Annotated in this window: 24 protein-coding genes; 12 read left to right on the top strand and 12 right to left on the bottom strand. The window is 36.5% G+C overall.

The annotated features are described in order from the left end of the window. The 4 genes from kdpA to EVJ48_08090 all read left to right on the top strand — a co-directional run. A partial coding sequence (kdpA, locus tag EVJ48_08075) for a potassium-transporting ATPase subunit KdpA (protein RZV37857.1) occupies positions 1-1720 on the top strand: 1720 nt, incomplete at its 5' end. A gap of 19 nt (positions 1721-1739) precedes the next feature. Continuing rightward, a complete protein-coding gene (locus tag EVJ48_08080; protein RZV37858.1) occupies positions 1740-2369 on the top strand; it encodes a potassium-transporting ATPase subunit C in 630 nt (209 codons plus the stop codon). Between the two features lie 63 nt (positions 2370-2432). After that, complete coding sequence (gene kdpB / locus EVJ48_08085) at positions 2433-4481, top strand: K(+)-transporting ATPase subunit B (GenBank protein RZV37859.1); 2049 nt, start codon at positions 2433-2435, stop codon at positions 4479-4481. Positions 4482-4532: 51 nt separating this feature from the next. Next, complete coding sequence (locus EVJ48_08090) at positions 4533-5690, top strand: sensor histidine kinase KdpD (protein ID RZV37860.1); 1158 nt, start codon at positions 4533-4535, stop codon at positions 5688-5690. A gap of 55 nt (positions 5691-5745) precedes the next feature. On the opposite strand, the gene EVJ48_08095 is transcribed toward EVJ48_08090, so the two are convergent. Then, a complete protein-coding gene (locus EVJ48_08095; protein ID RZV37861.1) occupies positions 5746-7119 on the bottom strand; it encodes a replication-associated recombination protein A in 1374 nt (457 codons plus the stop codon). A gap of 387 nt (positions 7120-7506) precedes the next feature. Between EVJ48_08095 and EVJ48_08100 the strand changes: the two genes are divergently transcribed. The 4 genes from EVJ48_08100 (at position 7507) to EVJ48_08115 (ending at position 10694) form a co-directional block, all read left to right on the top strand. After that, complete coding sequence (locus EVJ48_08100) at positions 7507-7953, top strand: transcriptional repressor (GenBank protein ID RZV37862.1); 447 nt, start codon at positions 7507-7509, stop codon at positions 7951-7953. 143 nt (positions 7954-8096) lie between these two features. After that, entirely contained in the window at positions 8097-9446 is a 1350-nt protein-coding gene (locus EVJ48_08105; GenBank protein ID RZV37863.1) for a divalent metal cation transporter, read from the top strand. Between the two features lie 53 nt (positions 9447-9499). Then, on the top strand, positions 9500-9889 hold the full coding sequence (locus EVJ48_08110; protein RZV37864.1) for a hypothetical protein: 390 nt from the start codon (positions 9500-9502) through the stop codon (positions 9887-9889). A gap of 154 nt (positions 9890-10043) precedes the next feature. Further along, positions 10044-10694, top strand: coding sequence for a hypothetical protein (locus tag EVJ48_08115; protein ID RZV37865.1), 651 nt, complete (start codon positions 10044-10046; stop codon positions 10692-10694). A gap of 100 nt (positions 10695-10794) precedes the next feature. Here the strand turns inward: EVJ48_08115 and EVJ48_08120 are convergent, their stop codons facing one another. Genes EVJ48_08120 through EVJ48_08130 form a run of 3 tightly spaced genes read right to left on the bottom strand, consistent with a single transcriptional unit; the run spans position 10795 to position 12343 of the window. Then, positions 10795-11415 (bottom strand): HAD family phosphatase, encoded by a 621-nt coding sequence (locus EVJ48_08120; GenBank protein ID RZV37866.1) that lies wholly within the window; start codon positions 11413-11415, stop codon positions 10795-10797. 53 nt (positions 11416-11468) lie between these two features. Further along, a complete protein-coding gene (locus tag EVJ48_08125; protein RZV37867.1) occupies positions 11469-12014 on the bottom strand; it encodes a methylated-DNA--[protein]-cysteine S-methyltransferase in 546 nt (181 codons plus the stop codon). Between the two features lie 44 nt (positions 12015-12058). After that, on the bottom strand, positions 12059-12343 hold the full coding sequence (locus tag EVJ48_08130) for a zinc ribbon domain-containing protein (protein RZV37868.1): 285 nt from the start codon (positions 12341-12343) through the stop codon (positions 12059-12061). A 161-nt stretch (positions 12344-12504) separates the two neighbouring features. On the opposite strand from EVJ48_08130, the gene EVJ48_08135 reads away from it, so the two are divergent. Both EVJ48_08135 and EVJ48_08140 read left to right on the top strand, forming a co-directional pair. Further along, positions 12505-13137 (top strand): Crp/Fnr family transcriptional regulator, encoded by a 633-nt coding sequence (locus EVJ48_08135; protein ID RZV37869.1) that lies wholly within the window; start codon positions 12505-12507, stop codon positions 13135-13137. A gap of 32 nt (positions 13138-13169) precedes the next feature. Then, positions 13170-13793, top strand: coding sequence for a hypothetical protein (locus EVJ48_08140; protein RZV37870.1), 624 nt, complete (start codon positions 13170-13172; stop codon positions 13791-13793). Here the strand turns inward: EVJ48_08140 and EVJ48_08145 are convergent. Together EVJ48_08145 and EVJ48_08150 are read right to left on the bottom strand one after the other, a co-directional pair. Beyond that, positions 13762-16158: a phosphoketolase family protein gene (locus EVJ48_08145; protein RZV37871.1), complete on the bottom strand. Its 2397-nt coding sequence runs from the start codon at positions 16156-16158 to the stop codon at positions 13762-13764. The two genes, EVJ48_08140 and EVJ48_08145, sit on opposite strands and share 32 nt — an antisense overlap. Before the next feature lie 206 nt (positions 16159-16364). After that, a complete protein-coding gene (locus tag EVJ48_08150; protein ID RZV37872.1) occupies positions 16365-19028 on the bottom strand; it encodes a heavy metal translocating P-type ATPase in 2664 nt (887 codons plus the stop codon). A 249-nt stretch (positions 19029-19277) separates the two neighbouring features. Between EVJ48_08150 and EVJ48_08155 the strand changes: the two genes are divergently transcribed. Both EVJ48_08155 and EVJ48_08160 read left to right on the top strand, forming a co-directional pair. Further along, a complete protein-coding gene (locus EVJ48_08155; GenBank protein RZV37873.1) occupies positions 19278-20678 on the top strand; it encodes a dihydrolipoyl dehydrogenase in 1401 nt (466 codons plus the stop codon). 117 nt (positions 20679-20795) lie between these two features. After that, on the top strand, positions 20796-21356 hold the full coding sequence (locus tag EVJ48_08160) for a hypothetical protein (protein ID RZV37874.1): 561 nt from the start codon (positions 20796-20798) through the stop codon (positions 21354-21356). Positions 21357-21380: 24 nt separating this feature from the next. Here the strand turns inward: EVJ48_08160 and EVJ48_08165 are convergent, their stop codons facing one another. The 6 genes from EVJ48_08165 to EVJ48_08190 form a co-directional block, all read right to left on the bottom strand. Continuing rightward, on the bottom strand, positions 21381-21776 hold the full coding sequence (locus EVJ48_08165) for a PIN domain nuclease (protein ID RZV37875.1): 396 nt from the start codon (positions 21774-21776) through the stop codon (positions 21381-21383). Further along, positions 21766-21999, bottom strand: coding sequence for a DUF2191 domain-containing protein (locus EVJ48_08170; GenBank protein RZV37876.1), 234 nt, complete (start codon positions 21997-21999; stop codon positions 21766-21768). The genes EVJ48_08165 and EVJ48_08170 overlap by 11 nt, the downstream gene beginning before the upstream one ends. Before the next feature lie 350 nt (positions 22000-22349). After that, positions 22350-22775, bottom strand: coding sequence for a hypothetical protein (locus EVJ48_08175; protein ID RZV37877.1), 426 nt, complete (start codon positions 22773-22775; stop codon positions 22350-22352). A 247-nt stretch (positions 22776-23022) separates the two neighbouring features. Then, a complete protein-coding gene (locus EVJ48_08180) occupies positions 23023-23727 on the bottom strand; it encodes an HAD family hydrolase (protein RZV37878.1) in 705 nt (234 codons plus the stop codon). A 42-nt stretch (positions 23728-23769) separates the two neighbouring features. Next, entirely contained in the window at positions 23770-24681 is a 912-nt protein-coding gene (locus EVJ48_08185) for a hypothetical protein (protein ID RZV37879.1), read from the bottom strand. A gap of 14 nt (positions 24682-24695) precedes the next feature. Beyond that, positions 24696-24983, bottom strand: a 288-nt coding sequence (locus EVJ48_08190) for a hypothetical protein (GenBank protein RZV37880.1), incomplete at its 5' end; no start/stop codon positions are given.

Here is a 24983-nt window from a genome sequence, read left to right on the forward strand (position 1 = left end):
TTATACGGGAGTTTTACAGATAATAATAACGCTTGCCGCTATGGTTATAGCCGCAGTGCCGTTAAGCAGATATCTTGCGCATGTTTTTAACGGCGAACCTACATTTTTAGACGGGATAATAAATCCCGTGGAAAGTTTAACCTTTAAGTTCCTTAAGGTTAACGAAAATGAAGAAACCGATTGGATTAAATATTTAAAAATAGGTATTATAGTCAATTTTTTTATGCTGGCTATAGTATATTTAATATTAAGGTTTCAAAACTTTCTTCCTTTCAACCAGATGCATTATCCGGGCATACCGTGGGCGCTGGATTTTAATACGGCAATAAGCTTTATAACAAATACTAACTGGCAAAATTACGCAGGTGAAGAAGCATTGTCCAATTTTTCGCAGATGGCGCTTGTTTTCCTGCAGTTCACTTCCGCCGCTACGGGACTTGTTTTTGCCATAGCGTTTATACGCGGGCTTGTGAGACGCGAAGCAAAATACGTCGGTAATTTTTACGCAGATTATATAAAAGCGATTTACAGGCTTTTTCTGCCTTTGGCGATTATATTTGCAGTTATAATGCTTTGGCAGGGCGCCCCCCAGACTTTTTTAATGCAGAAAAAAGTCGTTAATATGACCGGAGCTAAGCAGACGCTCTCTATAGGACCGGTAGCTTCTATGGTGTCCATCGAAAATCTCGGCACCAACGGAGGAGGTTTTTACGATGCAAATGCCGCGCAGCCTTATGAAAACCCCAATCCCTTTACTAACGCTTTAACGGTATTTATGATGGGGACGATTCCGATAGCGCTTTTTTTAATGTACGGAATAATGATAGGGAATAAAAAACATGCGTGGACTTTATTTGCCGTCGCTATGACGCTTCTGTTAGTCTGTCTTGCGGTAGTTTATTCTCAGGAGGCTCACGGCAATCCGTTTCTTGCAAAGTTAGGGGCTAATATCAGCGCTTCTAAAAATAATCCCGGGGGCAATATGGAGGGGAAACAGGAGCATATAGGAATTGCGCAGACCTCTTTATTTGCGACTGCTACCACCGCATTTACCACCGGCAACGTCGATTCCGCCCACGACAGTTTTATGCCGCTTTCGGGGATGGTTCTAATTGCGGAAATGATGTTAAATCTCATATTCGGCGGTAAAGGCGTAGGGCTTTTAAATATGCTCACTATGGTAATTATTGCCGTGTTCATTGCCGGACTTATGGTAGGGCGCACGCCCGAATTTCTCGGAAAAAAAATAGAGGCAAAGGAGGTCAAGCTTGCGACTCTCGCAATGTTTGCCCATGCGTTTATTATTCTTATCCCTTTTGCGATAGCGTTGGCTATACCGGCGGGATTAGCCGGAATATTGAATCCGGGTCCGCACGGTTTAAGCGAGATTTTATACGCCTATACCTCGACGGTCGCAAACAACGGGTCGGCGTTTGCCGGTCTTAACGGCAATACTCTTTTTTATAATATTTCGCTTGGACTTACGATATTTTTCGGCAGATATATTCCTATTATATGTCAGGTTGCGATAGCAGGTTCGTTAATTAAGAAAAAAAGCATACAGGAGTCGGCGGGAACTTTTCCTGCGCACGGCTTTTTGTTTTATACGGTCGTAATGGCAACCATATTGCTCGTGGGGGCGTTAACGTTTTTTCCTGCGCTGGCGCTTGGACCCATAGCCGAACATTTTGCTATGGTAAAAGGACATCTGTTTTATTAATTAAAATAATCTAAAGAGGATGTTTATTATGGTAAAAGAATTGATAAAAATGATAAAACTAACCGTTTTATTATATATCGTATGCTCGCTCGGCTATACTTTTCTTATCTGGGGCATAGGGAAAATAGCTTTTCCGTTTCAAGCCGGCGGAAGCATCGTTTATAAAAATTCAAAGCCTATAGGCTCGATGCTTATCGGCGAAAAATTTACTTCTCCGTATATATTTAACGGAAGACCGTCTTATGCCGGAAACGGTTATAACGGTACCGAATCGGGCGCTTCCAATTATGCTCCTACAAACGGAAAATATATAAATCACGAAAAAAAACTTATAGATAAATTTTTAAAAGAAAATCCTTCCGTTAAAAAAGGCGAAATACCAGTAGATATAGTAACTGGTTCCGGTTCGGGCTTAGGGCCGTATATTTCTATAGCCGCTGCGCTTGATCAGGTTACTAGAATATCGTCGCTGACCGGCATATCACAAGCGGCGCTTTATAGGCTTGTTAAACGCAATATATCTTACAGGCAATTCGGTATTTTTGGAACTCCGGGGGTAAATACCGTTAATTTAAATTTAAAACTATCTTTGCTTATAAAAAAATATAATTTAAAGTTATATGAACGTATTTTCAAGGGGCTTGTTTAATTATGCCGATTAATAATTAGATTAATAATTAATTTTAGTTAAATTTTGAACAGGGGAAAAATAATGTCCAATAAATCATATTATGTTTCTGCATTCAGTAAGGATATAATGTTATCTGCAATAAAAGATTCTTTTAAAAAGCTTAATCCGAAAATAACGGTTAAAAATCCGGTTATGTTTGTAGTCGAGATAGGTTCCGTTATTACTACGGCAATATTTATCAAAGATTTTTTTATCCATGATTTTAAATCTATATCTTTTGTTTTTCAGATAACTCTATGGCTATGGTTTACGGTTTTATTCGCAAACTTTGCCGAAAGTATTTCGGAAGGAAGAGGCAAGGCGCAGGCGGACAGCCTCAGGAGAACGAAAACCGAGGTAATAGCGAGGCTGTTTAAAGAAGACGGAAAGGAAGAAAAGATAAAGGCTTCCATGTTGAGAAAAGGAGATATAGTAATTGCTGAATCGGGAGACACGATACCTGCCGACGGAGAAATTATAGAAGGAATCGCTTCGGTCGACGAATCCGCCATTACGGGAGAATCTGCTCCCGTAATAAGAGAGAGCGGCGGAGACAGAAGCGCCGTAACCGGCGGTACTAAGGTACTCTCAGATAAAATTATTATAAGGGTAACGTCTAATCCGGGAGAAAATTTTATAGATAAAATGATTTCTCTGGTAGAAGGCGCTTCAAGACAAAAAACGCCTAACGAGATTGCCCTTAATATTTTGCTCGTAATGCTTACGGCTATATTTTTAGTCGTCGTCGTTACTTTAGTGCCTATGGCGGGTTATTTTCACGGTTACATTTCTCCCGTCATATTAGTAGCTCTTCTTGTGTGCCTTATACCTACTACTATAGGCGCCCTTCTTTCGGCAATAGGCATTTCCGGCATGGATAGGCTTGTCAAGCATAACGTTATTGCTATGTCGGGAAAAGCGGTCGAAGCCGCGGGCGACGTTAACACTCTTCTTTTAGATAAAACAGGAACGATAACTTTCGGCAACAGGATGGCAGTTTCTTTTATTCCTTCGGAAGGTTCGGACGTTAACGAATTGGCAGATTATGCGCAGCTCTCGTCTTTAAGCGACGAGACGCCGGAAGGAAGGTCTATAGTAACTTTGGCAAAACAGTACGGTTTCAGGGGAAGGCATATCGACGAAAAAAATATAGAATTTATCCCTTTTTCGGCATTTACCAGAATGAGCGGAGTTAATCTTTTAGATAAAAATTTGCAGATAAGAAAAGGAGCGGTAGAAGCAGTTATAAAATTCGTCGAGCAGAATAAAGGCAAGGTTTCGGATAAAACCGTAAAAACAGCCGAAGAAATTTCAAAAAAAGGCGGAACGCCGCTTGCCGTCGCGGTAAATGACCGAATGCTCGGCATTATTCATTTAAAAGACGTCGTAAAGGGCGGAATTAAAGACAGAATTGACAGTCTAAGGAAAATCGGCATCAAAACCGTTATGATAACCGGCGATAATCCATTAACGGCAAAAGCAATCGCCGACGAAGCGGGGGTTGACGATTTTGTTTCCGAAGCTACGCCCGAAACTAAAATGGCTTTAATAAAAAAAGAACAATCTATGGGCAAACTCGTTGCGATGACGGGCGACGGCACTAACGACGCTCCCGCTTTAGCCCAGGCCGACGTCGGCGTTGCTATGAATACGGGCACGATGGCGGCAAAAGAAGCCGGCAATATGATAGACCTCGATTCTAATCCCACTAAACTGATAGAAATAGTCGAGATAGGCAAACAGCTTCTTATAACCAGAGGGTCGCTTACCACGTTTTCTATAGCAAACGACGTGGCAAAATATTTTGCCATAATACCGGCAATGTTTGCGCCTATTATTCCTTGGCTTGCGCCTTTAAATATAATGGGGCTTTCTTCGCCGCAGTCGGCTATACTTTCGGCGGTAATATTCAATGCTATTATAATAATAATACTAATTCCGCTTGCGTTAAAAGGAGTTAAATATAAACCGGCAAAGGCTTCATCCATTTTAACTAAAAATCTTTTGATTTACGGGCTCGGCGGAATAATAGTTCCGTTTATCGGTATTAAAATAATAGATATAATTATTACTTATTTGCATATAATTTAAGTTATATCGGGCTTTTAAAATTAATTTAAAAAATAAGATAGGCGGTAAATATTGAAAATAGAATATAACAGGCCGTCGGCGGATTCGATACTTAATAAGATAAAATATTCTTCGAGCGAAACTAACGTTTTTCGGGTGTATCTCGGCGCTGCTCCCGGGACGGGCAAAACGTTTATGATGCTTGAAGACGGGAATTATCTCCTTGAACACGGCATAGACGTCGTTATCGGATATGTTGAATTACATGGAAGAAAAGAAACGGAAGCCGAAATAAAAAATCTTGAAATAATTCCTCGAAAAAAAATTGAATACAGAGGGTCTATTTTTGAAGAACTCGATGCCGAGGCGGTTATTAAGAGAAAACCTTCGATTGTTTTAATCGATGAGCTTGCGCATAATAATATTCCGGGTTCGGTAAATTTAAAAAGATATCAGGATGTCGTAGAAATTTATAAAAAAGGCATAAGCGTATTTACGACTTTAAATATATTTCATCTTAATTCTATTGCGGAAAAAGTAGAATCGGAACTTGAAATAAAAGTGAGCGAAAGAGTTCCGGACTATATTTTGAATTATGTAACCGAAATTATAAACGTCGATATTCCTGCGGGAGAATTAATAAAAAGACTTACTTCCGGAAAAATTTATTCTAAAGAAAAAATTCAAGCCGCTTTAAATAATTTTTTTAAAATCGAAAATCTTATAGTTTTAAGAGAAATTTCATTAAGGACGATAGCCGACGAATTAAGCGCTCAATCTAATAAGATAGGGAATCCCGACGATAAAATCGAGTTAAAATCTAACGAAAGGGTTTTGGTTTTAATCAGTTCAAATCCGGATTCGGCAAGGCTTTTAAGGATAGGTTCAAAGCTTGCGGGAAGGCTTAATTCCAATTTTTACGTTCTTCATATTAATTTAAAACACAGAGAAAACAATAAATCGGAGGATTACGAAAGGTATCTTTCAAAAAATATTTCGGTTGCGGAAAATTTAGGAGCCGCGGTTTTTAGTTTTCAGTCAGACGATGTTGTTTCCGGCGTTATAGATTTTGTTAAAACCAATAATATTTCTCATCTTGTAATAGGAGCGACAAACGAAAAAAGAAAATTTTTCGGCATATTTCCAAAGAAAAGCATAGTGAACCGCCTTATAGACAGTTTGCCGAACGTTTCTTTCCACGTCATTCCGACAACTTCGGCAGGCATTTAATTTTAACAAGATAGTATTTAAAACAATTTATATCACAATGTCCGCCGCATCGGCGTCAATCGTCTTCCCCGTAATCCTTGCCCTTTCCCCATAACGTTTTAAGCCGGATTTTAATCTCTTTCTCTTTGCCGATGTTTTCCGGACGGTAGTATATGCGCGACGAAAGTTCTTTCGGAAGGTAAGTCTGTTCGGTAAAATGGCCTTTATAATCGTGAGAATATTTATAGCCTTTATGATAATCCAAGTCTTTCATGAGTTTTGTGGGAGCGTTTCTCAGGTGGAGCGGAACTACGGCGCTAGGAAATTTTTTAACGTCGTTTAAGGCTTCTTCGATTGCAAGATAGCTTGCGTTTGATTTAGGACAGGCCGCAAGGTACGTTGCCGTCTGAGACAGAATAATCCTAGCTTCAGGCATCCCGACGGTATTTACGGCGTTAAAACAGCTTACCGCTAAATTAAGGGCATCCGGTTCGGCGTTTCCTATGTCTTCCGAAGCTAAAATGATCATTCTTCTTGCTATAAACTTTACGTCCTCTCCGGAGTCCAGCATCTTGGCAAGCCAGAAAACCGCCCCGTCGGGGTCGCTTCCCCTTAAACTTTTTATAAAAGCCGAAATAGTATTGTAGTGTTCTTCGCCGGTCTTATCGTAGCGGGATTTCCTGAGATAAGCGTCCTCGACTGTTTTTGCCGTAAGAACTATGTTTCCTTTATCGTCGGGTTTTGCAAGATTAACGGCCATTTCGAGGGCGTTCAGCATTATTCTCGCATCGCTTCCGGAATACCTTATAAGAGCGTTTCTGCCGTCCTTTTCCAGTATAATTTTCTTTTTGTTTAAAACGTCGTCGGTATTAAGCGCCCTGTCTATAATAAGGTTTAAATCTTCCTCGAACAAAGGGTTTAAAGTAAATACCGTTACCCTCGACAGGATTGGAGAGTTTATTTCAAAAGACGGGTTTTCGGTCGTAGCTCCGATTAATATTAGGCTTCCTTCCTCTACCGAATGGAGGAGCAGGTCCTGTTGCGACTTATTAAAACGGTGAATTTCGTCTATAAAAATTATAAGCGGTTGTTTATAATGCTTAAAGCTTATGTTTGCCTTATCTATAATTTCCCGCAGTTCTTTGACCCCGGAAGAGACGGCGGAAATCTTATAAAACTCGTAACCTGCGGCGTTTGCTATAATACCGGCAAGCGTAGTTTTTCCGCTTCCCGGCGGTCCCCATAGTATCATCGAGCGGATAAATCCGGAATCTAGCATATTTTTTAAAGGTTTATCTTTGCCGAGAATATGAGTTTGGCCGATAAATTCAGAGAGAGTTTTAGGCCTCAGCCTTTCTGCAAGCGGCGGTAAAAAATCGCCCGCAGTTTTACCGCCGGAATTTTTTTCTTTTATTTTATCGTCGTCGTTATTATTACCGAATAGATCCATACTTATATATTACCATAAGATGCGGCAATATATAAAAAAATACCTTAAAGATTCTACCTGAAGTTTTCTTCTATTTTAGCAAATTTATAAACGGCAAGAGAACCTAACCAGGCGATAATTAACGTTGCCGCAATTATTCCGCCCAGCATAGAAAATGAAACGTTTTGTATAAAATTCCAGACGGGAGAATGAAAGCTGAGTTCCATAGAAATAAAGGATAGGATTTTACGACGTAATGCTCCTATTGAAATATAATATACCCGATAAAATTATTAAGTCAATTAAAATTATGACATTAATAATTATTACTGTATTCTTACTGAAAAGAGTTATGACAAAAAATAAAAAAATTGTTTTTATATGTTAAAAATTTTATAATTTATTCTTATGGACGACATAAATCAAAAAGAATTTAAAAATACTTTTATTAAATGCATCGAGGAAAAAGGTCTTAGGCACACGAAACAGCGTGAAGTTATAGTAGATGCTTTTTTTTCGGCTGGAAGGCATATTACTTCCGAAGAACTGTTTAATATAGTAAAAAAGAAATATCCCGAAATAGGATATGCTACCGTGCAAAGAAATTTAAATTTACTGTGTAAATGCAGTTTAGCGGAAGAAATAAAAATAGGAAAGCAAAAAACAAGATATGAACAAAAATACGGAAATACGCATCACGACCATCTTATATGTTTGAAATGCGGACGGCTCATAGAGGTTAACGACGATAAAATAGAAAAACTGCAAGAAAAACTTGCAAAAAATAATAATTTTACCCCGATAAAACATAAATTAGAAATATACGGAATTTGCGGCGATTGCAAATCTAAATAATCGTAAAAATTGATAAAAAACAACAAATAAATTGAATTAAATTTTTTGTTGACATTATAAATTTATTTTCGTATTATAATGATAATGATTTTTATTATCATTAATATTAATTTTTAACTTACTTAAAAGGCCAGCTAAGAATTATGGAAAGTGTTCCGTTAAAGTACCAAAATTCTGCTGAAGAAAATCCGCATCGCCGGAAAGGACGGAACAGAAGGAGAGGCAGAGGCAGATTTCCTTTATTCAACAAGCGTTCTTTATATAAAGGATTTCATTTTTTAAAAGTGCTTGGCCCTGGTTTCATAGTTATGATAGCCGATATGGATGCAGGTTCCGTTACTACAGCCGGCGTTTCCGGCGCACAGTGGGGATATAAGCTCATCCCCCTGCAAATACTTCTTATACCGATTTTATATTTAATACAATCTATGACTTCGAGGCTTGGGTGTGTTACAAGGAAAGGTCACGGCGAGCTTATAAAAGAATATTACGGCAGTAAATGGGCGGCATTTGCAACGGTCACGCTTTTTCTTGTCGTTTTTTCCGCTCTTATTACGGAATTTTCCGGCATAGCGGCAAGCGGGGAGATATTCGGAATACCGAAGGTTTTCAGCGTAGGCGTGAGCTTTCTAATACTTTTGTTTGTTGTTTTTACCGGAAGTTACCGAAGGGCTGAGAATATAGCCCTTATTTTTTCGCTTACGGGGTTCGTATTTATACCTGCGGCTATTTTTGCGCATCCGGATTATCATCAGCTTGTTTTTAAAGGCCTGTTCGGTTCTCAGCCGCTCGGCAACAAAGACTACATATGGCTTATAGCGGCAAACGCAGGAGCGGTAATAATGCCTTGGATGATTTATTACCAGCAAAGCGCTACCGTCGATAAAAACTTGTGCAAAAAAGACGTTAAACTGGCGCAAACCGATACGCTTATAGGAAGCATTGCGACGCAAATTCTAATGATAGCGGTTATAGTAATGACGGCGGCGACTTTATATAAAGCGCATATAGTTCCGTCCACCGCAAAAGCTATAGGCCAGTCTTTAATACCTTTAGCGGGAAAATACGCAGGGGCTTTGTTTGCCGTCGGTCTTTACAGTTCAAGCCTTCTGGCGGCTTTCGTAGTTTCTATGGCGTTTACTTGGGCGGCGGGAGAAACTTGGGGATATAAACACAGCTTAAACCATCGTTTCAGCGAAGCAAAGCTTTTTTATTTTATATATATAGCTTTAATTTTTATATCGGCAATGATAGTGCTTATACCCGGAATACCTTTAGTAACAATTATGGTTGACGTGGAAGCGTTTAACGGGTTTATTCTTCCTATAGTCCTCGGATTTTTGATAGCTCTTGCAGGAAGTAAAAGAATACTTGGAGAATATGCATATTCTAAAAAATCGATTGCGGTCGTTGGGATACTCGGCTTTGTCATGGTAATTCTGGGGATAATTACCGCGCTTCCGCAGAACTGGTTAAATTATATGCATATATAACTATATAAAATAAAAAAGCGAAAAGTCTTTGATATTATAAATGTAATAGTAATATGAAAAACATAGTCTTAATCTCGTCCTGCATTTTATTTTTGTGCATTTCCGCCGTTAATTCTTATGCAAAGAGCGGCTCCTTTTTGTCGCAGATAAAGCTTTTCGGCACTTTTGCCTCGTCTTATACTTATAATTTTGCCAATCCGGTTGCAAACGAGGAATATCCGGACGGCAACTATAACGGAAATTACATAGATAATTATAAGGTAAACGGTTTTACCGTCAACGAGTTCGACATAACGGCTTCAAAAAATGCATTTTCGAACGGAAGAAATAATTTCGGCATAGGTTTTAAAGTTTCTTTAGATACGGGAGAAAACATTCAGGCAGTAGGACCTTATACCGGAAACTACAATTATTACACGGAAACAGTTTTCAGGACACTGTAAACGCTATGGCGGTTTATACTTTCGGCAATTAATTTTTTGAAAATTCGGCGTAACTTGACATAGAAAAAATAGATAGTATAATCAAAGTAGTTAGTTTTTAAATAATTTTTATATGTATGTATATATAGATTAAAATTTTTAAAGGGAGGAAGATATGTTGAAAAAAATGAAAATTACGATAATTTCCAATTTGATAGTCCGTGTTTTTATGATTGCTTTTGCAGTTATTTTTCCTGCAAGCGTTTACGCTATATCTTCTTCGTCATGGAATACTCCATGCGGTTCCGGAAACTATGCCGGTACTTCTTATTTATCGACCCCTTGCAGTTCATCATATAACTGTTGTATAGCTCCTAATAAACCTGCAGTAAAAAAAGTTCAGCCTGCAGCAGTAAAAAAGCAAATTAAAAAAGTAACAGTTGCCAAAAAACCGGTTATTGTAAAAAAAGTTTCGACGTATAATATTTCGGCAAATTATAACGATATTCATTTCCCGTTTAATTCCGCAATACTTACGTCAAAGGATATTGCTATTTTACACAGAGATGCCGAATACTTAAAACACAATAAAAACGTCGTAGTTCAGATACAAGGCAATTGCGACAGAAGAGGTTCGGAAGTTTATAACATGGCTCTCGGCTGGAGAAGGGCAAATATCGCTAAATCATATTTAGAAAAATTAGGCATAAACGGCAACAGGCTTAAAACAATAAGCTTCGGGAAAGAGAAACCTCTTTGCACTGCTCATACTTTAGCGTGTTATGCTATAAACAGAAGAGACCATTTCGTAGTAGTTTCTAAATAATGCACTAAAACGAAAGTTCAAAAGTATATATTTTTTAAATCCTCTAAATGCTATTATAAGATAAGATTTAGAGGATTTTTTATTTTTAACTTTATATTTATTATATCGTATCGGTTTTTAAGCCGTATTGGGCTAATTTTTCTTTAGTCGTCACGTAATCTTTATGCTGAAATGCATTCATACCTAATTTTGCGGCTGTTTCGACGTTAAAATACCTATCGTCTATAAAAAGACTTTCTTCGCTTGTTACGTATGCAAGATCCATTGCAAGTTTATATATGTTTTCGTCCGGTTTTTTCATTTTTACGAAACAAGAAGTTACGAAAAAATCGATTAATTCGGTAAGTTTAAATGTTTCTACCCTGTATCTCGAAAGTTCCAGCCCTTCGTTGTTTAACGCTACTATTTTTAAATTATATTTAGATTTTAAATGTTTAAACAACTCTATCATTTCAGGAATAGCTTTTGACTGATTAAACATAAAATTTTTAAAGTCGGCTTTTAAAAAACTTCTCTCTTCGTAAAAAATTGCTTTATCGAGATAATCGTTTAAAGTTATTCTTCCTTCTTCATATAAAGATGATAAATAGCCATGTCTTTCGGCAAACTCCTCGTAATCGAGATCGAAAGTTTTAGAAGCCAATTTTCTTGAAGCGGTATCCCAGCCGTTTGTTAGAAGAATATTGCCGATGTCTAAAAATAAAGTAGTAATTTTATCCATAATATATTTATTAAAATTTAATTGTATATTTGTTCTTTTTTTCGCTATAGAGGCTAATTTTTGTAAAAATTTTTATTTTTTTCCAGCAAAAGCAGGGCAGATTTAAAATCTTTCCAGCCTCCGCCTGACCAGCCGCCCAATTTGCCGTTAGTGTATATGACCCTGTGACATGGAACTACAATAGGCGTTTTGTTTACTGATAAAACCGCTGCACAGGCTCTTGAGTATTTTGCATCGTATCCTGCTTTTATTGCAAGTTGTTTGTATGATAATATTTCGTTATATTTAATTGTTTGGGTCTTTATAAGTATTTCGGAAGAAAAATCGGAATATAAAGAAAAATTTATCGGAATATCGTTAAATTCAACATTTTTTGCCGAAAAATATTTATCTAAAAGATTTATTAATTTATAAAGATGAGGCAATAAATTTAATTCGTTATAAAGAATTTTATCGGTAAGTACAGGCGGCATTTTACGGTTGGATTTTGGCCGTTCGCCGCCCGTAATTTTTATAGACTCGATATATTTTTCCGAAGCGGCAATTTCTAAAACTAAATCCTTTCCCGATAATTTTGTTTTAAAATCGTAAACATACATACATAATAAACGCTTCGAAATTATATTAAAATTAACAGCTTAATTTAATGTCCGCATGTACCGCCGGAACAACTGCATGCAGGCGCAGGAGATGCTGTTTTGCTTTCATCGGCCGTTTTTTTTGATTTGCTTCCGCTTGCCGAACTGCCCGAACTTGCATAATCCGTTTTATACCAACCGGAGCCTTTTAGTACGAAACTTGAATTGGAAATTAGTTTTTCTAATTTTCCGCCGCATTTTTCGCATTTTTCAAGGGGTTTTTCGTTCATACCCTGAATTACCTCGATATAATTTCCGCAGTCTTTGCATTTGTATTCCCTGATAGGCATTTAATTTACCTCCTTATTAAATATATATAATCGTATTAATTATAACATAAATTTTATATTATTTACATATCGGCAAACTTTATACTATAATATTAAAAATATATTCAATTTAATTTATAAATGTTTATGCCGCTTTATAGTTTATAAAAAAATTTTAAATTATGGAAAACTTTAAAATTCCGGAATATTTCGGATCTTTAAATGCAGATATTTTTAATGATATTAAAGCATTATTTAAAGTAGAAAATTATTCGGCAGGAGAAAATATTTTTCTGGAAGGAGACAAATCAAAAGGAATATATTTCGTAGCCGAAGGAACCGTCAAGGTTTATAAATCTTCTAAAGACGGCAAAGAGCAGATTTTAAAGTTGATTTATCCGGGCGAATCGTTTAACGATATAACGGTTTTCGTAAAAGATATAAATCCCGCTTCCGCGGATGCCGTTACCGGCGCGAAACTATTTTTGTTATCGCGCGAGAATATGATAGGCCTTATTTATAAACATCCTGAAGTTTCTATTAATATTATAAGAAGCATGTCCGAAAAATTAAGGCATCTTACGAATGCCATAGAAGACCTTTCCCTTAAACGTACGCAGGAAAGAATAGCGAAAATTCTGCTTTTATTCGACGGCGAAAAACTTAGCCAGAAAATAATAGCGGATATCGCGGGAACGGCAAGAGAAGTAGTTTCGCGTGCGCTGAAGGATTTTGCGGCAAAAGATATTATAAAATTAGACAAAAGGGATATTATAATACTCGACAGAAAAAAATTAGAGGATTTGAGCGAATAATATACACGTAAAATTTATCCATCTATCCATCTATGCGGATTATAGCAGGTTCATTAAAAGGAAGAATAATACCTAACGTATTCGATATTAAAAACGTTGCTCCCTCATCGGATTTCTTAAAAGGCGTTTTATTTAACGTAATTGGAGACGATATAAACGGCGCAGTTTTTTGCGATTTATACGCAGGAACGGGCAACATCGGTTTCGAGGCTGTTTCGAGAGGCGCGGCTTTCTGTATTTTCGTCGAAACTTCGCCTGAATTAATATCTATAATTATCAAACTTTCAAAACAGTTCGGTATAGAGAATAAAGTAAAAATTATAAAAAAAGACGCGTTAAAAGCTTTAGAAAAAGGGATATTAAGTGAGTATAAACCAGATTATATCTTTATCGACCCTCCGTACGGTAAAGGCTTTTGCGAAACTGCGATTAATAAAATAATTACGGAATATGATATGGAGGAAAAAAACGGCAATGAAGACAAATGCCGCAAATACGATAATATAAACATAATTGTCCAGCATGATAAACATGAAATATTATCCCTTGAATATCCGCCTTATAAGCTTATAAATAAAAAAACGCACGGCAAATCTTTTTTATCGTTTTACCGTGCGGATTACTTTAAAAATTCCAATCGCCTTTCCAGTTTTTAATTTCCGGCATATCGTCGTCGTATTTAAGAATATACTGCTTATGTTCTATTAGCCTGCTCTCCATCTCTTTTTTAATATACGCGGCTTTATATTTGAGGGATTCAACTCTGTCGGCTACGTCCATAACAAGATGAAATCTGTCTAAGTCGTTTCTTACCGCCATATCGAAAGGAGTCGTAGTCGTTCCTTCCTCTTTGTAGCCTCTGACATGAATATTCGGATGATTTTTACGCCTATAACAGAGTCTGTGTATAAGCCATGGATAGCCGTGGAATGCAAAAACTACATGTTTATTTTCGGTAAACAGAGTATCGAATTCTTTATCGGATAATCCGTCGGGGTGTTCTTCTTTAGGCGTTAATGTCATAAGGTCTATCACGTTTATTACTCTTATTTTAAGCTCCGGTGCGAGGTTGTTTAAAATCGAAACGGCGGCAAGCGTTTCCAATGTAGGAACGTCGCCCGCGCAAGCCATTATTATATCAGGTTCTTCTCCTCTGTCGTTGCTTGCAAATTCCATAATACCAAGTCCTTTATCGCATATTTTAATTGCGGAATCCATGTCGTACCATTGAAGTTCTTCCTGTTTTCCCGCGATAATTACGTTTATTCTGTTTTGGCTACTGAAGCATTTATCGGCAGTTACTAAAAGCGTATTTGTATCAGACGGAAGATAGACCCTTATATATTTTGGTTTTTTGGTAATAACGTGGTCGATAAATCCAGGATCTTGATGCGAAAAACCGTTATGGTCCTGTCTCCAGACATGCGAAGTGAGAAGATAGTTTAAGGACGGTATAGGCCTTCTCCATTCGACTTCGTCGGCTTCCTTAAGCCATTTCGCATGCTGATTGAACATAGAATCTATTATATGTATAAATGCTTCATAGCACGAAAAAAAACCATGCCTTCCGGACAATAAATATCCTTCGAGAAGCCCTTCGCAGGTATGTTCGCTTAAAATTTCTATTACTCTTCCGCTATGGGCAAGATGGTCGTCGAAATTGAAAATATCGCCCCACCATTGCCTGTCGGTCGTATCGAAAACCGCATTAAGCCTGTTCGAGTTATGTTCGTCGGGACTGAATATTCTAAAATTATCCATATTCTTTTTGACTATGTCGCGCAGGTAATATCCCAATGTAGTAGTAGCTTTTCCATAGGTTGTCGCAGGTTTTTCTACTTTTTCGGCGTAAACGGTAAAATCCGGAAGAATGAGGTCTTTTGTCAAAAGTCCGCCGTTTCCGCAAGGGTTTGCGCTCATTCTTTTATCTTTTTTTGGCGGAAATTCTTTAATTTTGTCTATCAACGAACCTTTTTCATCGAATAATATTTCCGGCTTGTAAGATTTCATCCAGTTTTCCAATATTTTGATATGCTCCGGCTTTTCTTTGAAATCCGTAATAGGAACTTGATGGGCGCGCCAGAAACCTTCCAACTTAAGTCCGTCTATTTCTTTTGGGCATGTCCACCCTTTAGGAGTTTTAAATATCAGCATAGGATAATGAGGTCTAACCTTAGTAGCTGCATCGCTTTTTTCGTTATATTCTTTTTTTATTTTATTTATTTCCCTTGAAATTTTATCCATTATTAAAGCCATTTTATTATGTGCGGAATCTACGGATTCGTCTTCCAAAATGTAAGGTTTGTAACCGTATCCTTTAAACAGGTCTATAAGTTCTTCTTCGCCGATTCTTGCAAGAATTGTCGGATTATTTATTTTATATCCGTTCAAATGAAGTATAGGAACCACTATGCCGTCCGTTTTAGGGTTTAAAAATTTATTAATATGCCACGATGCAGCCATGGGTCCCGTTTCAGCTTCGCCGTCTCCTACTACGCAAAATACCCTTAAATCGGGATTGTCTAATGCAGCTCCGTAAGCATGGCTCAATGCGTAACCAAGTTCGCCCCCCTCATGTATGGAGCCTGGGGTTTTAGGCGAAACATGGCTAGGTACGCCGCCCGGGGCAGAAAATTGCCTAAAAAGAGCTTTAACGCCGTCATAATTTTGGGGCATGTTTGGGTAGTATTCGCTGTAAGTTCCTTCGATATAAGTATTTGCTATAATAGCCGGACCGCCGTGTCCGGGACCTGTAATAAATAATGCGTTGAAATCAAATTTTTTTATAATTCTGTTAATATGGGCATAAATAAAATTAAGGCCGGGCGACGTTCCCCAGTGGCCAAGAAGCCTTGGTTTTATATGTTCAAGTTTTAACGGTTCTTTTAAAAGCGGATTATCCATAAGGTAGATTTGGCCTATAGAAAGATAATTTGCGGCATCGAAGTATAAATTTAAAGTTTCAATTTCTTCTTCGGCAAGATAATTTTGATAATTAAATGCAGACGCTTTTTCTTTCATTTTTCACCTCTATAGTCTTTATATTAAATTAAATTTTATTTAAACTAAAGCAAATTAACTATTAACTATTAATTATTTTTTATATTTAAAATAATTGCGGGCGTTAACGGATGAAATCATTTTAATCCGCTAATATCAAGTTGTTAAAAATTATCATTAGAACAGCGTCGGTAAAGCAAACGGATACGAAATAAATAAATATATTATTACATTGCATCCATTGCTTTAGAATAACCTCTTAGCAATATCGAATTTAAAGAAACGGTTATGCTTGAAACCGCCATAGCCGCTCCTGCAAAAGCAGGCGGTATTAAAAATCCCGTTAATCCGTAAAAAACCCCTGCGGCTAAAGGAATGCCAAGGCCGTTGAAGAAAAAAGCCCAGAAAAGATTCTGTTTTACTTTGAATAAAGTTTTTCTGCCTAGCGATACGCTTTTATATACGTCGTTAATATCGTTTTTTACTAAAATTACGTCGCCGGTTTCCCTTGCCACGTCGGTTCCGCTTCCTATGGCAATACCGACGTCTGCGGCGGCAAGAGCGGGAGCGTCGTTTATGCCGTCGCCGACCATCGCTACTTTTAAACCCGTATTTTTTAGTTTTTTTATTTCATCGAGTTTATCCTGCGGCAAAACGTTTGCAATAACGTTTTTTTTGTCTATTCCTGCTTGGGCTGCAGCGTTTACCGCCGAATTTAGATTATCGCCCGTCAGAAGATATACCGAGATGCCGATAGATTTTAATTTTGATATCGCCGGCTTTGCCGTTTCTTTAACCTTGTCCGATAAAGAAATAATTCCGGCAATAGCGGAGTCTACCGATATTCCGATGACGGTTTTGCCCTCTTTTGCAAATTTTTCTTCAAATTCGTTAAATTGGGACATATCGAAATTTACGGTTTCCGATTCTTTAAATATCTCTTTTTTGCCTATTAATATTTTTTTGCCCTCGTAGTTTAATTTTATGCCGAATCCGCCTATTTCTTCAAAGTTTTCGGGCGCGGAAATTTTTGGCGTCTTTATATCGTTATTGCCGTCGAAGCGAAGCAGTTGCGTATTTTCCATATTTTGGTTATTCTGCCGTTTACTGCCGTTTTCCGAAGCCGAATTATCGTTATCTTTAAAAGAGTTAAATTTATCTACTATTGCCGCGGCTATAGGGTGTGAAGAAAAACTTTCGGCATAAGCGGCAATTTTCAGTATTTCGCTTTCGGGTATACCGTTAATAGATACGATATCGACGACCTCCGGTTTTCCATATGTAATAGTTCCGGTTTTATCGAAAACTACGGCATTTATTCTTGCTATTTCCTCAAGGCTCGACGATTTTTTAATCAGTATGCCTTTTTCTAAACCTATAGAACTTCCTATCATAAGCGCCATAGGCGTTGCAAGTCCCATTGCGCAGGGACAAGCTATTACTAAAACGGCGATAGAAGCCGACAAGGCAAATAAAAAATTTGAATGGAATATAAATTTCCATACCGTAAACGTTATTAACGATATTATTACTACCGTGGGAACGAAATAATTGGTTACTTCGTCGGCTATACGCTGAATAGGAGCCTTATCCGCCTGAGCGTCTTCGACCAGCCTGACTATTTGGGACAGCACCGTATCTTTTCCGACCCTTAACGCCTTAATTTTTACCGCCTGCCCTTTGTTTATAGTAGCCCCGCTTACTTCGCCGCCTAAGCCTTTTTCGACGGGAACCGGTTCGCCCGTAAGCATAGATTCGTCTATTTGAGTTTGTCCGTAAATTATTACTCCGTCAACCGGTATTTTATCGCCTTTTTTTACCAACAGTATATCGCCGGGTTTAACGTCGGAAGTATCTATTTCTTTAACAGTTCCGTCGGCTTCGACAAGATTCGCTTTATTCGCCTGAAGCTTAAAAAGAGCTTTTAAGGACGAAGTCGCTCTCTGTTTCGATATTTTTTCAAGCAGTTTTCCTGTTCTTATGAAAAGAATAAGCAAAACGGAAGTATCGAAGTAAAGTTCGCCCTTGAATAAAAAAACGGAAGCTACGGAATAAAAATAAGCCGCAGAAATACCGAGCGAAACCAGTACGTCCATATTGGACGAAAAACTTTTTAAAGAATAATACGCTCCCTTATAAAACGTAAGTCCGGCAGTAAACTGAACTACCGTTGCCAATATAAATAAAGCAGGTATTCTGAATATGCCTAATATATTAATATACGTGAGTATGACGACCGGAATTGCGAATATAATCGTAAATATCAGCCAGTAAAGATCTTTTTCCCAGTCCGTTATTTTGCGGCGTTTTTTAAATTTTTTCGCGGAGTCCGCCGTTGCGTCTATTTTATTTTCGATATAGTTTTCATTTTTTTCGTCTTCGGTTTCGTCTATGGGGGTATATCCGCTTTCTACGACGGCTTTAAATATTTCGTCTTTGGAAGTTTTTGATGGGTCGAAAGACACCGAGCCGCTTTCTCCGACGAAGTTTACGATTATAGAGTTTACGCCCTTCAACTTTCCTACGTCTTTTTCGATTGCTTTTGCACAGTTGGTGCAGTGCATTCCTTCTATTTTGAATTTTATATTTTTTGAATTGCCCGCCGCATTTTCCGCATAAGAATTAATAAGACTATTATCGGAAACCGTCTTGTCCGAATCGATTAACTCTGCCCCGAAACCTGCAAATTCAATCATCTTAATTATTTCTTCGGGAGAGGGTTTATCTGGATTAGTTTCTACGTAAAGGGTTTCGTTTATGAAGTTAAGTTTTGCGTCTATTACGCCCTCTATTCTCTTAACGGTATCGGTAATGGTTGCGGCGCAGGCGGCGCAGTCCATTTTGCTTATTTTAAACTTGTAGGTTTTATGTGGCGAGTTTGCATATTCCATATATTTATAATATCACATATTTTTTAGATTGTTAAATTTATAAATCTAAGCGGCGGTTATATAGTAAATTTTTAATTTTTCATATAATCGAACAAATTTGTTTCTTTCGGCTTGACATTTGTTTCGACAAATTTTGATATTTATATCTTTAGGTATATAATAATATTCTATTATATGAATAACAATTGATATTATAATAAAATAATTTGTATTTGTATTTTTTGTATTAAATTTTTGGGGGTTTACATTATGGAAAAAGTCGATGTATTTACTATTGGAGCAGGCGGAGGAGCTTATCCTGCCGCTTTTAGGCTTGCTAAAGCCGGAAAAAAAGTAGTTATGGCGGACATAAAAGGAGTTATGAGCGGCAACTGTTTAGAGCAGGGGTGCGTTCCTTCAAAAACTATAAGAGAAGCCATAGAAGTGTACAGACTGGCAAAAAACAGGGAATATTTCGGTTTAAAAGGCGAAAATATAGGATTTGATTATACAAAAATTGTAGATTTTAAAGACAACGTGCAAAAATTCAGGTATGCCCAGCATGCGAAAGAACTTGAAGAAGCATCGAAAAATTTAAAACTCGTCAAAGGTATCGCATCGTTTATAGACGAACATACAATTAAGGTAACGGGCGAAAATTTTGAAGAAACATATAAAGCGGACAGCATAATAATCGCAAGCGGCGCAGAACCTTATATACTTCCTATAGAAGGAAAAGAACACTGCGTTACCAGCGCCGATATTTATATTTTGGGAACAAAAATAAAGACTCTTCCAAAATCTATCGCAATACTTGGGGGAGGCTATATAGGGGTTGAAACCGCTACGTTTTTTAACGAACTCGGCGTGGACGTAATATTAATTCAAAGAAGCAAAAGAATACTTACCGCAATGGACGAAAGATTTGCTTTGCTTCTTCAAAATTCTCTTGACCCGAAAATTAAATTAGAACTTGGAACCGAAATTAAAAAAGTAGAAAAGCTCAATGCGGACGGAGCATATAGGTATAATGTTTCATATATGAAAGACGGAACCTTAAAAACCGTAAATGCCGATATGGTGCTTATGGCATACGGAAGAAAACCCGTCATACCCGAAGGCACGGATAAGTTAGGAATAGAATTGGATAAAAAAGGCAGAATAAAAATAAACAGCGCTATTCAGACCAATATTCCGCATATTTATGCATCCGGCGACGTAAACGGGCTTTCTATGCTTTTTCATTCTGCGGAAAGACAGTCTTTAGTTTGCGCAAATAATATATTTGCCGGCAATATTCCTATCGATTATATGGATTTTAATGCCGTGCCGACCACGGTATTTACGTTTCCTAAAGCCGCTTATGCCGGCATCATGCCTTCGCAGGCCGAAAAAATGGGCATCGATATTCTTGAATGTTCATACGATTTCGTGGTCGATGCTAAAGCTCAGATATATAACGAACTAAACGGAGAAATAAGGGAATTTTTCGATGCTAAAACATTAAAAATAATAGGCGCATGGGTTATAGGAATAGATGCTGAACTTTTAATTGGCGAATTGGTAACGGCAATACAAAATTCTTTGGATATCCATATAGTAGCCGGACTTTCAAACCAGCATCCCACAAGCAGCGAAGGCATAGCCAAAGCGGCAAGAAAACTGCTTTAATTTATTATTGCTTTAAAGGGGACAGATTTATTTATTTGCATACTGCCGTCCGAGTTTGCGGCCAAACCGCCTCGGCCGGTTTTAATAAATTAAATTTTAAATTGTGAAATTTTTAATATGAAAAAAATAAAATTATCGATTATAGTCTTAACCGTTATATTTTTACTGCCTTTATTTTTATCAGGGTGCGCTCAAAAGCAGGAAAACCTCACAAAAACTCTTGCGAAAAAATTAATAATTAAAAAAATATACTCTTCCGCTTTTTTTGCGCTGCCCTATGATAAGGCCGCCAGTATGGATAACGATAAATTTTATATGCTCTTATTAAAAGGCGGCTACATCAAGTTTCACAAAAAATTAGGCTATACCTCTTTTACGACTCTTTTTAAACCTTACTTATTTAAAATAGCCGATAGAACATACATAAGATTAGGAACATTAAAAATAATTAAAATATATAATCTTAGGTTTATTTCACATAAAAAAGCTAAAGCGTTTTTTATTTTTAGATTTAATCCAAACTATATTTACAGGCTTATGGTTAAAAATAATATGTATCCAAAATTATTTACGGTTTTAAAAACTAAAAACGCAGCGGCGATTTTTCAATATAAACCATTTTTAGAATGGGAAGTTACAAGATTTGAGCAGGACGGCCATAAAATAAAAAATAGATAATTTTTTAGAACAACCTTTTTAGTTTTAAATTTTATAAAGCGCTAATTCTGGAATTAATTCGAAATGTTTATCTAATGTAAAAACGGAAAAATTGTTTTCTATCGCTAAAGTTCCTATTAAAATATCGGAAAACGGAATAGTGTAACCTTTCTTTTTAATATTTAAAGATATTTCTGCGGATTTTTGCCACATATTTTTATTTATCTCGACATATGGTAAATTTAATAAAATATCTTTAATCTTCAATTTTTCGGACTCTGATTTAATTCCCTGCAATAATTCAAATAAGACAACTCCGCAAATTTCAACCGAATCTTCAATTAGAAGCAGCTCAAGATTATTGCTTACGGAAGAATTTGCCTTGAAAAATTCAATCCATACGCTCGTGTCAACCAAAACACGCATAGGTTTATTTTTCAAAAAATTTCCCTCTTGCAGATTGTAAATTTATTTCGGACTTTTCTTCCATTTCCCAATCATAATCTATATTGATTTTACCTTTTAAGGCAATAAGTTCCGCTATTTTTTTTTGCTTTATATATTCATTCATAGTTTTGACTATAGCTTTTGTTTTTGATTTTTCTCCAGAAATTTTTTGGACTTCTCTAATCAAATCGTCAGGTATGTTTAATGTGGTGCGCATATTGTATTTCTCCTTTATATGACATAATTATATGCTATTAAATACATACTGTCAACTTTTTGTGTAAATATTTTATATCATTATCTTAAAGGTGACATTTTTATTTTGGCTTGACACTTCTAATTAATAACTTTGAATTTTTCGGCGTCTTTCATTTAAAGATGTGATATAATCTATAATTTGCAAGTATTGAGATTTACAAGATTATATCTCTTTTTATTTTTAAAATACTGAAAATTAGAACAAAAGTAATTGTTTTTCACCAATATTTTCTTCATTTTCTTTAAATAAGTCTGACTTTAATCTGACACATTTAATTGGACATTTAATTATAAATCTATCATCTTTAATTATTGATTTGTCATTTTTCCGCCTTTACCCGATAAAGTCATGATATTATTAAAAACAAAAATACAAATTCCTATAAATTCCATAGACGTAAATGAACCAAGGATTAAAATATGATAAAATCCAGAAACGGCATTGCCTAAAATAATCCAGGTTATAGCCATCCCGATTAAGCCGATATTAGTCAGATAAAACTGAACAGTTATAAGAAGTTCGCTGTATAGTTTAAATCCGCTGAATCTAGGCAGTACGTGGTAACCGACCGAATAAATCATCATAGCGATAAATCCAAGTAAAAGAAAATGGACATGCGCTAAAAGCAGATATCCGATAGATGGCGGATACAGCGCCATAACTAGGCCTAAACCTGCTCCTATTACAAGGTAAAACAGAGAAGCTATTGTAAAATATCTTATTATAGGGCTCATAATAAATGTTATTTTATCAAATAAATTTAAATTTTTTTATGATAAATATCACATTTGTCAATTTCTTCTGATACCGATTAAAAAATGCTGTATTTTGCAAATCGTTTTTACCCAAAATTGCAAACAAAATTCCCCACTATTGCAACGGCTTTTCCTCAATATTGCAATTAAAAAATTGCATAGTTTTCGCTGTTTGCAATAATATTTTTGCAATTTATTAATTGCGGGTTAATGATAATTTATAAGTTTATGCGCCTTTCGTTATAATTTCCGCCGCTTCCATTAAATCTTTAACGTAGAAATCGGGTACGACGTTTCCGTCGTGTTCGTACATAGAGTTCTTTATATAGAAAGATTTTAAGCCGGAGTTTTTCGCAAGCATAATATCGCTGTCTTTGTCGCCTACCATAAATGATTTGCCGGTATCAATATTGAACTTTTTCACGCCTTTAACGACCATTCCGGTTTCGGGTTTTCTGCAAGAACATTTTATATTATAGGGTTCGACTATGCCTTTTTCGTGATGGGGGCAGAAATATAAATCGTCGATTATAATTCCGTTATTTTCGTATATTTTACTGAGTTTTTCATGAACCGCCGCCAAATCTTCCATATTAAAAAAGCCCTTTGCTATGCCCGCCTGATTGGTTATTATTATAAGAAGAAACCCCGCGGCTTTTAAAATTTTCAAGGCTTCAATAGAATTAGGCATTATAATTATATCTTCCGGATTTTTTAAATACCCTACATCCTCAATTAATACGCCGTCCCTGTCTAAGAACACACATTTGTTATTTGTTGTATTAAATCCTATATTAAACTTTTTTTCTTCATTTTCAAGGATTCTATTCAATATTTTAATACCCCTTGTTTTTATTCTATTAATGTTTTTTATTGCATGACGGTAAAATCCATATAACGGATAACGGTGTGCAGACTGTTTCTTTGTTATATTTTATGTATATTTTATCATATTTTTGGAATTATAATAAAATTATTCGCCGTCCGGCCTGGTTTTCCACCGGTTGTGTATCCAAAACCACTGTTCGGGATATTGTTTTATTATGTCTTCTATTTTTTCGTTAAACAGTTTCAGTATATTCATGGTATCGGTCTTTCTGTCGCTGGTATATTTTATATCGAGCGGAGGCTCTATTATGAGGCGGTGTTTTGAGTAATTTCCGTCCTTTCCTTTAATCCTTACGATAAAAGCAGGAACTACGGGAAGTTTGGTTTTTGCGGCGATGTTTGCCATACCGGGCATAGTACAGGCTTTAACGCCGAAAAAATCGACGAAAACGCCTATGCGCTTAGAAGCATTTTCGTCCGGCAGAAATCCGACGATTTCTTTTTCATTCAACGCCGAAATTATATTTTTTACGGCGTTTTCCCTGTTATAGATAACTTTGTTCCCCGAAGCCGTTCTTAGATCGTATAAAATTTTTTCTATATAGGGATTGTCAAGCGGTCTTGCAAGCACGTTGCCTTTATAACCTTTAAGCCCGAATGTTTTTGCAAGAAGTTCCCAGTTGCCGAAATGAGCGGTAAGCAAGAGAATTCCCTGCCCTCCGTAAATGTTTTTTATTTGGTCGAAATCGTATTCTACAAAATCGTCGATATTGCTTTCTTTATATTTATTTAACCTGAAAATTTCGACGAAAACCATGCCGAGATTTTTATAGAATTTTATAGCTATATCAGTCAATTCATTTTCGGTTTTAGTCGGAAATGCGATTTTTAGGTTATTTAGGGTATGTTTTCTGTGCTTTTTGTCGATTTTATAAAATAGCAGCCCCAAAAATCTGCCTATTTTTAAAGACAGATCCTGCGGCAATATATTCAAAAAAGCATAAAAAGAATATACTAAAACGTATTCCGAATATGCAAGAGCTTTATTTTTTTTCATAATTTTAATTTTATCTATATTTTTTTATAAATATCGTAAATATGTCCATAAAAATTTCCGTCTATTATAATATCGAAGTCTAAGTAATAAATTTTATCGAATGCCTTATTATATAATTCGTATATATATGCGTCGGACGTATGGGGAACAGGCAAATTCGCTCGTGATGCTTCGTTAAACTTTTTAAACCGCTTTAACTTTACGTAATCCTTTAAAGTCGTAACGGCTATATATTTATCGTCGGAATTAAGTATGTTCGTTATTTCTTTAAAATCGGTTTCGGCGTATTCGTAATGGTCGGC

Origin of the sequence: Candidatus Acidulodesulfobacterium acidiphilum (genome assembly GCA_008534395.1) — a bacterium.
Lineage (GTDB): Bacteria > SZUA-79 > SZUA-79 > Acidulodesulfobacterales > Acidulodesulfobacteraceae > Acidulodesulfobacterium_A > Acidulodesulfobacterium_A acidiphilum.

Excerpts from the sequence above, each read along its gene's own strand:
- EVJ48_08080 (RZV37858.1), top strand. The coding sequence starts at position 1,740 with ATGTTTATTATGGTAAAAGAATTGATAAAAATGATAAAACTAACCGTT.
- kdpB (RZV37859.1), top strand. The coding sequence starts at position 2,433 with ATGTCCAATAAATCATATTATGTTTCTGCATTCAGTAAGGATATAATG.
- EVJ48_08095 (RZV37861.1), bottom strand. The coding sequence starts at position 7,119 with ATGGATCTATTCGGTAATAATAACGACGACGATAAAATAAAAGAAAAA.
- EVJ48_08100 (RZV37862.1), top strand. The coding sequence starts at position 7,507 with ATGGACGACATAAATCAAAAAGAATTTAAAAATACTTTTATTAAATGC.
- EVJ48_08105 (RZV37863.1), top strand. The coding sequence starts at position 8,097 with ATGGAAAGTGTTCCGTTAAAGTACCAAAATTCTGCTGAAGAAAATCCG.
- EVJ48_08110 (RZV37864.1), top strand. The coding sequence starts at position 9,500 with ATGAAAAACATAGTCTTAATCTCGTCCTGCATTTTATTTTTGTGCATT.
- EVJ48_08115 (RZV37865.1), top strand. The coding sequence starts at position 10,044 with ATGTTGAAAAAAATGAAAATTACGATAATTTCCAATTTGATAGTCCGT.
- EVJ48_08120 (RZV37866.1), bottom strand. The coding sequence starts at position 11,415 with ATGGATAAAATTACTACTTTATTTTTAGACATCGGCAATATTCTTCTA.
- EVJ48_08125 (RZV37867.1), bottom strand. The coding sequence starts at position 12,014 with ATGTATGTTTACGATTTTAAAACAAAATTATCGGGAAAGGATTTAGTT.
- EVJ48_08130 (RZV37868.1), bottom strand. The coding sequence starts at position 12,343 with ATGCCTATCAGGGAATACAAATGCAAAGACTGCGGAAATTATATCGAG.
- EVJ48_08135 (RZV37869.1), top strand. The coding sequence starts at position 12,505 with ATGGAAAACTTTAAAATTCCGGAATATTTCGGATCTTTAAATGCAGAT.
- EVJ48_08140 (RZV37870.1), top strand. The coding sequence starts at position 13,170 with ATGCGGATTATAGCAGGTTCATTAAAAGGAAGAATAATACCTAACGTA.
- EVJ48_08145 (RZV37871.1), bottom strand. The coding sequence starts at position 16,158 with ATGAAAGAAAAAGCGTCTGCATTTAATTATCAAAATTATCTTGCCGAA.
- EVJ48_08150 (RZV37872.1), bottom strand. The coding sequence starts at position 19,028 with ATGGAATATGCAAACTCGCCACATAAAACCTACAAGTTTAAAATAAGC.
- EVJ48_08155 (RZV37873.1), top strand. The coding sequence starts at position 19,278 with ATGGAAAAAGTCGATGTATTTACTATTGGAGCAGGCGGAGGAGCTTAT.
- EVJ48_08160 (RZV37874.1), top strand. The coding sequence starts at position 20,796 with ATGAAAAAAATAAAATTATCGATTATAGTCTTAACCGTTATATTTTTA.
- EVJ48_08170 (RZV37876.1), bottom strand. The coding sequence starts at position 21,999 with ATGCGCACCACATTAAACATACCTGACGATTTGATTAGAGAAGTCCAA.
- EVJ48_08175 (RZV37877.1), bottom strand. The coding sequence starts at position 22,775 with ATGAGCCCTATAATAAGATATTTTACAATAGCTTCTCTGTTTTACCTT.
- EVJ48_08185 (RZV37879.1), bottom strand. The coding sequence starts at position 24,681 with ATGAAAAAAAATAAAGCTCTTGCATATTCGGAATACGTTTTAGTATAT.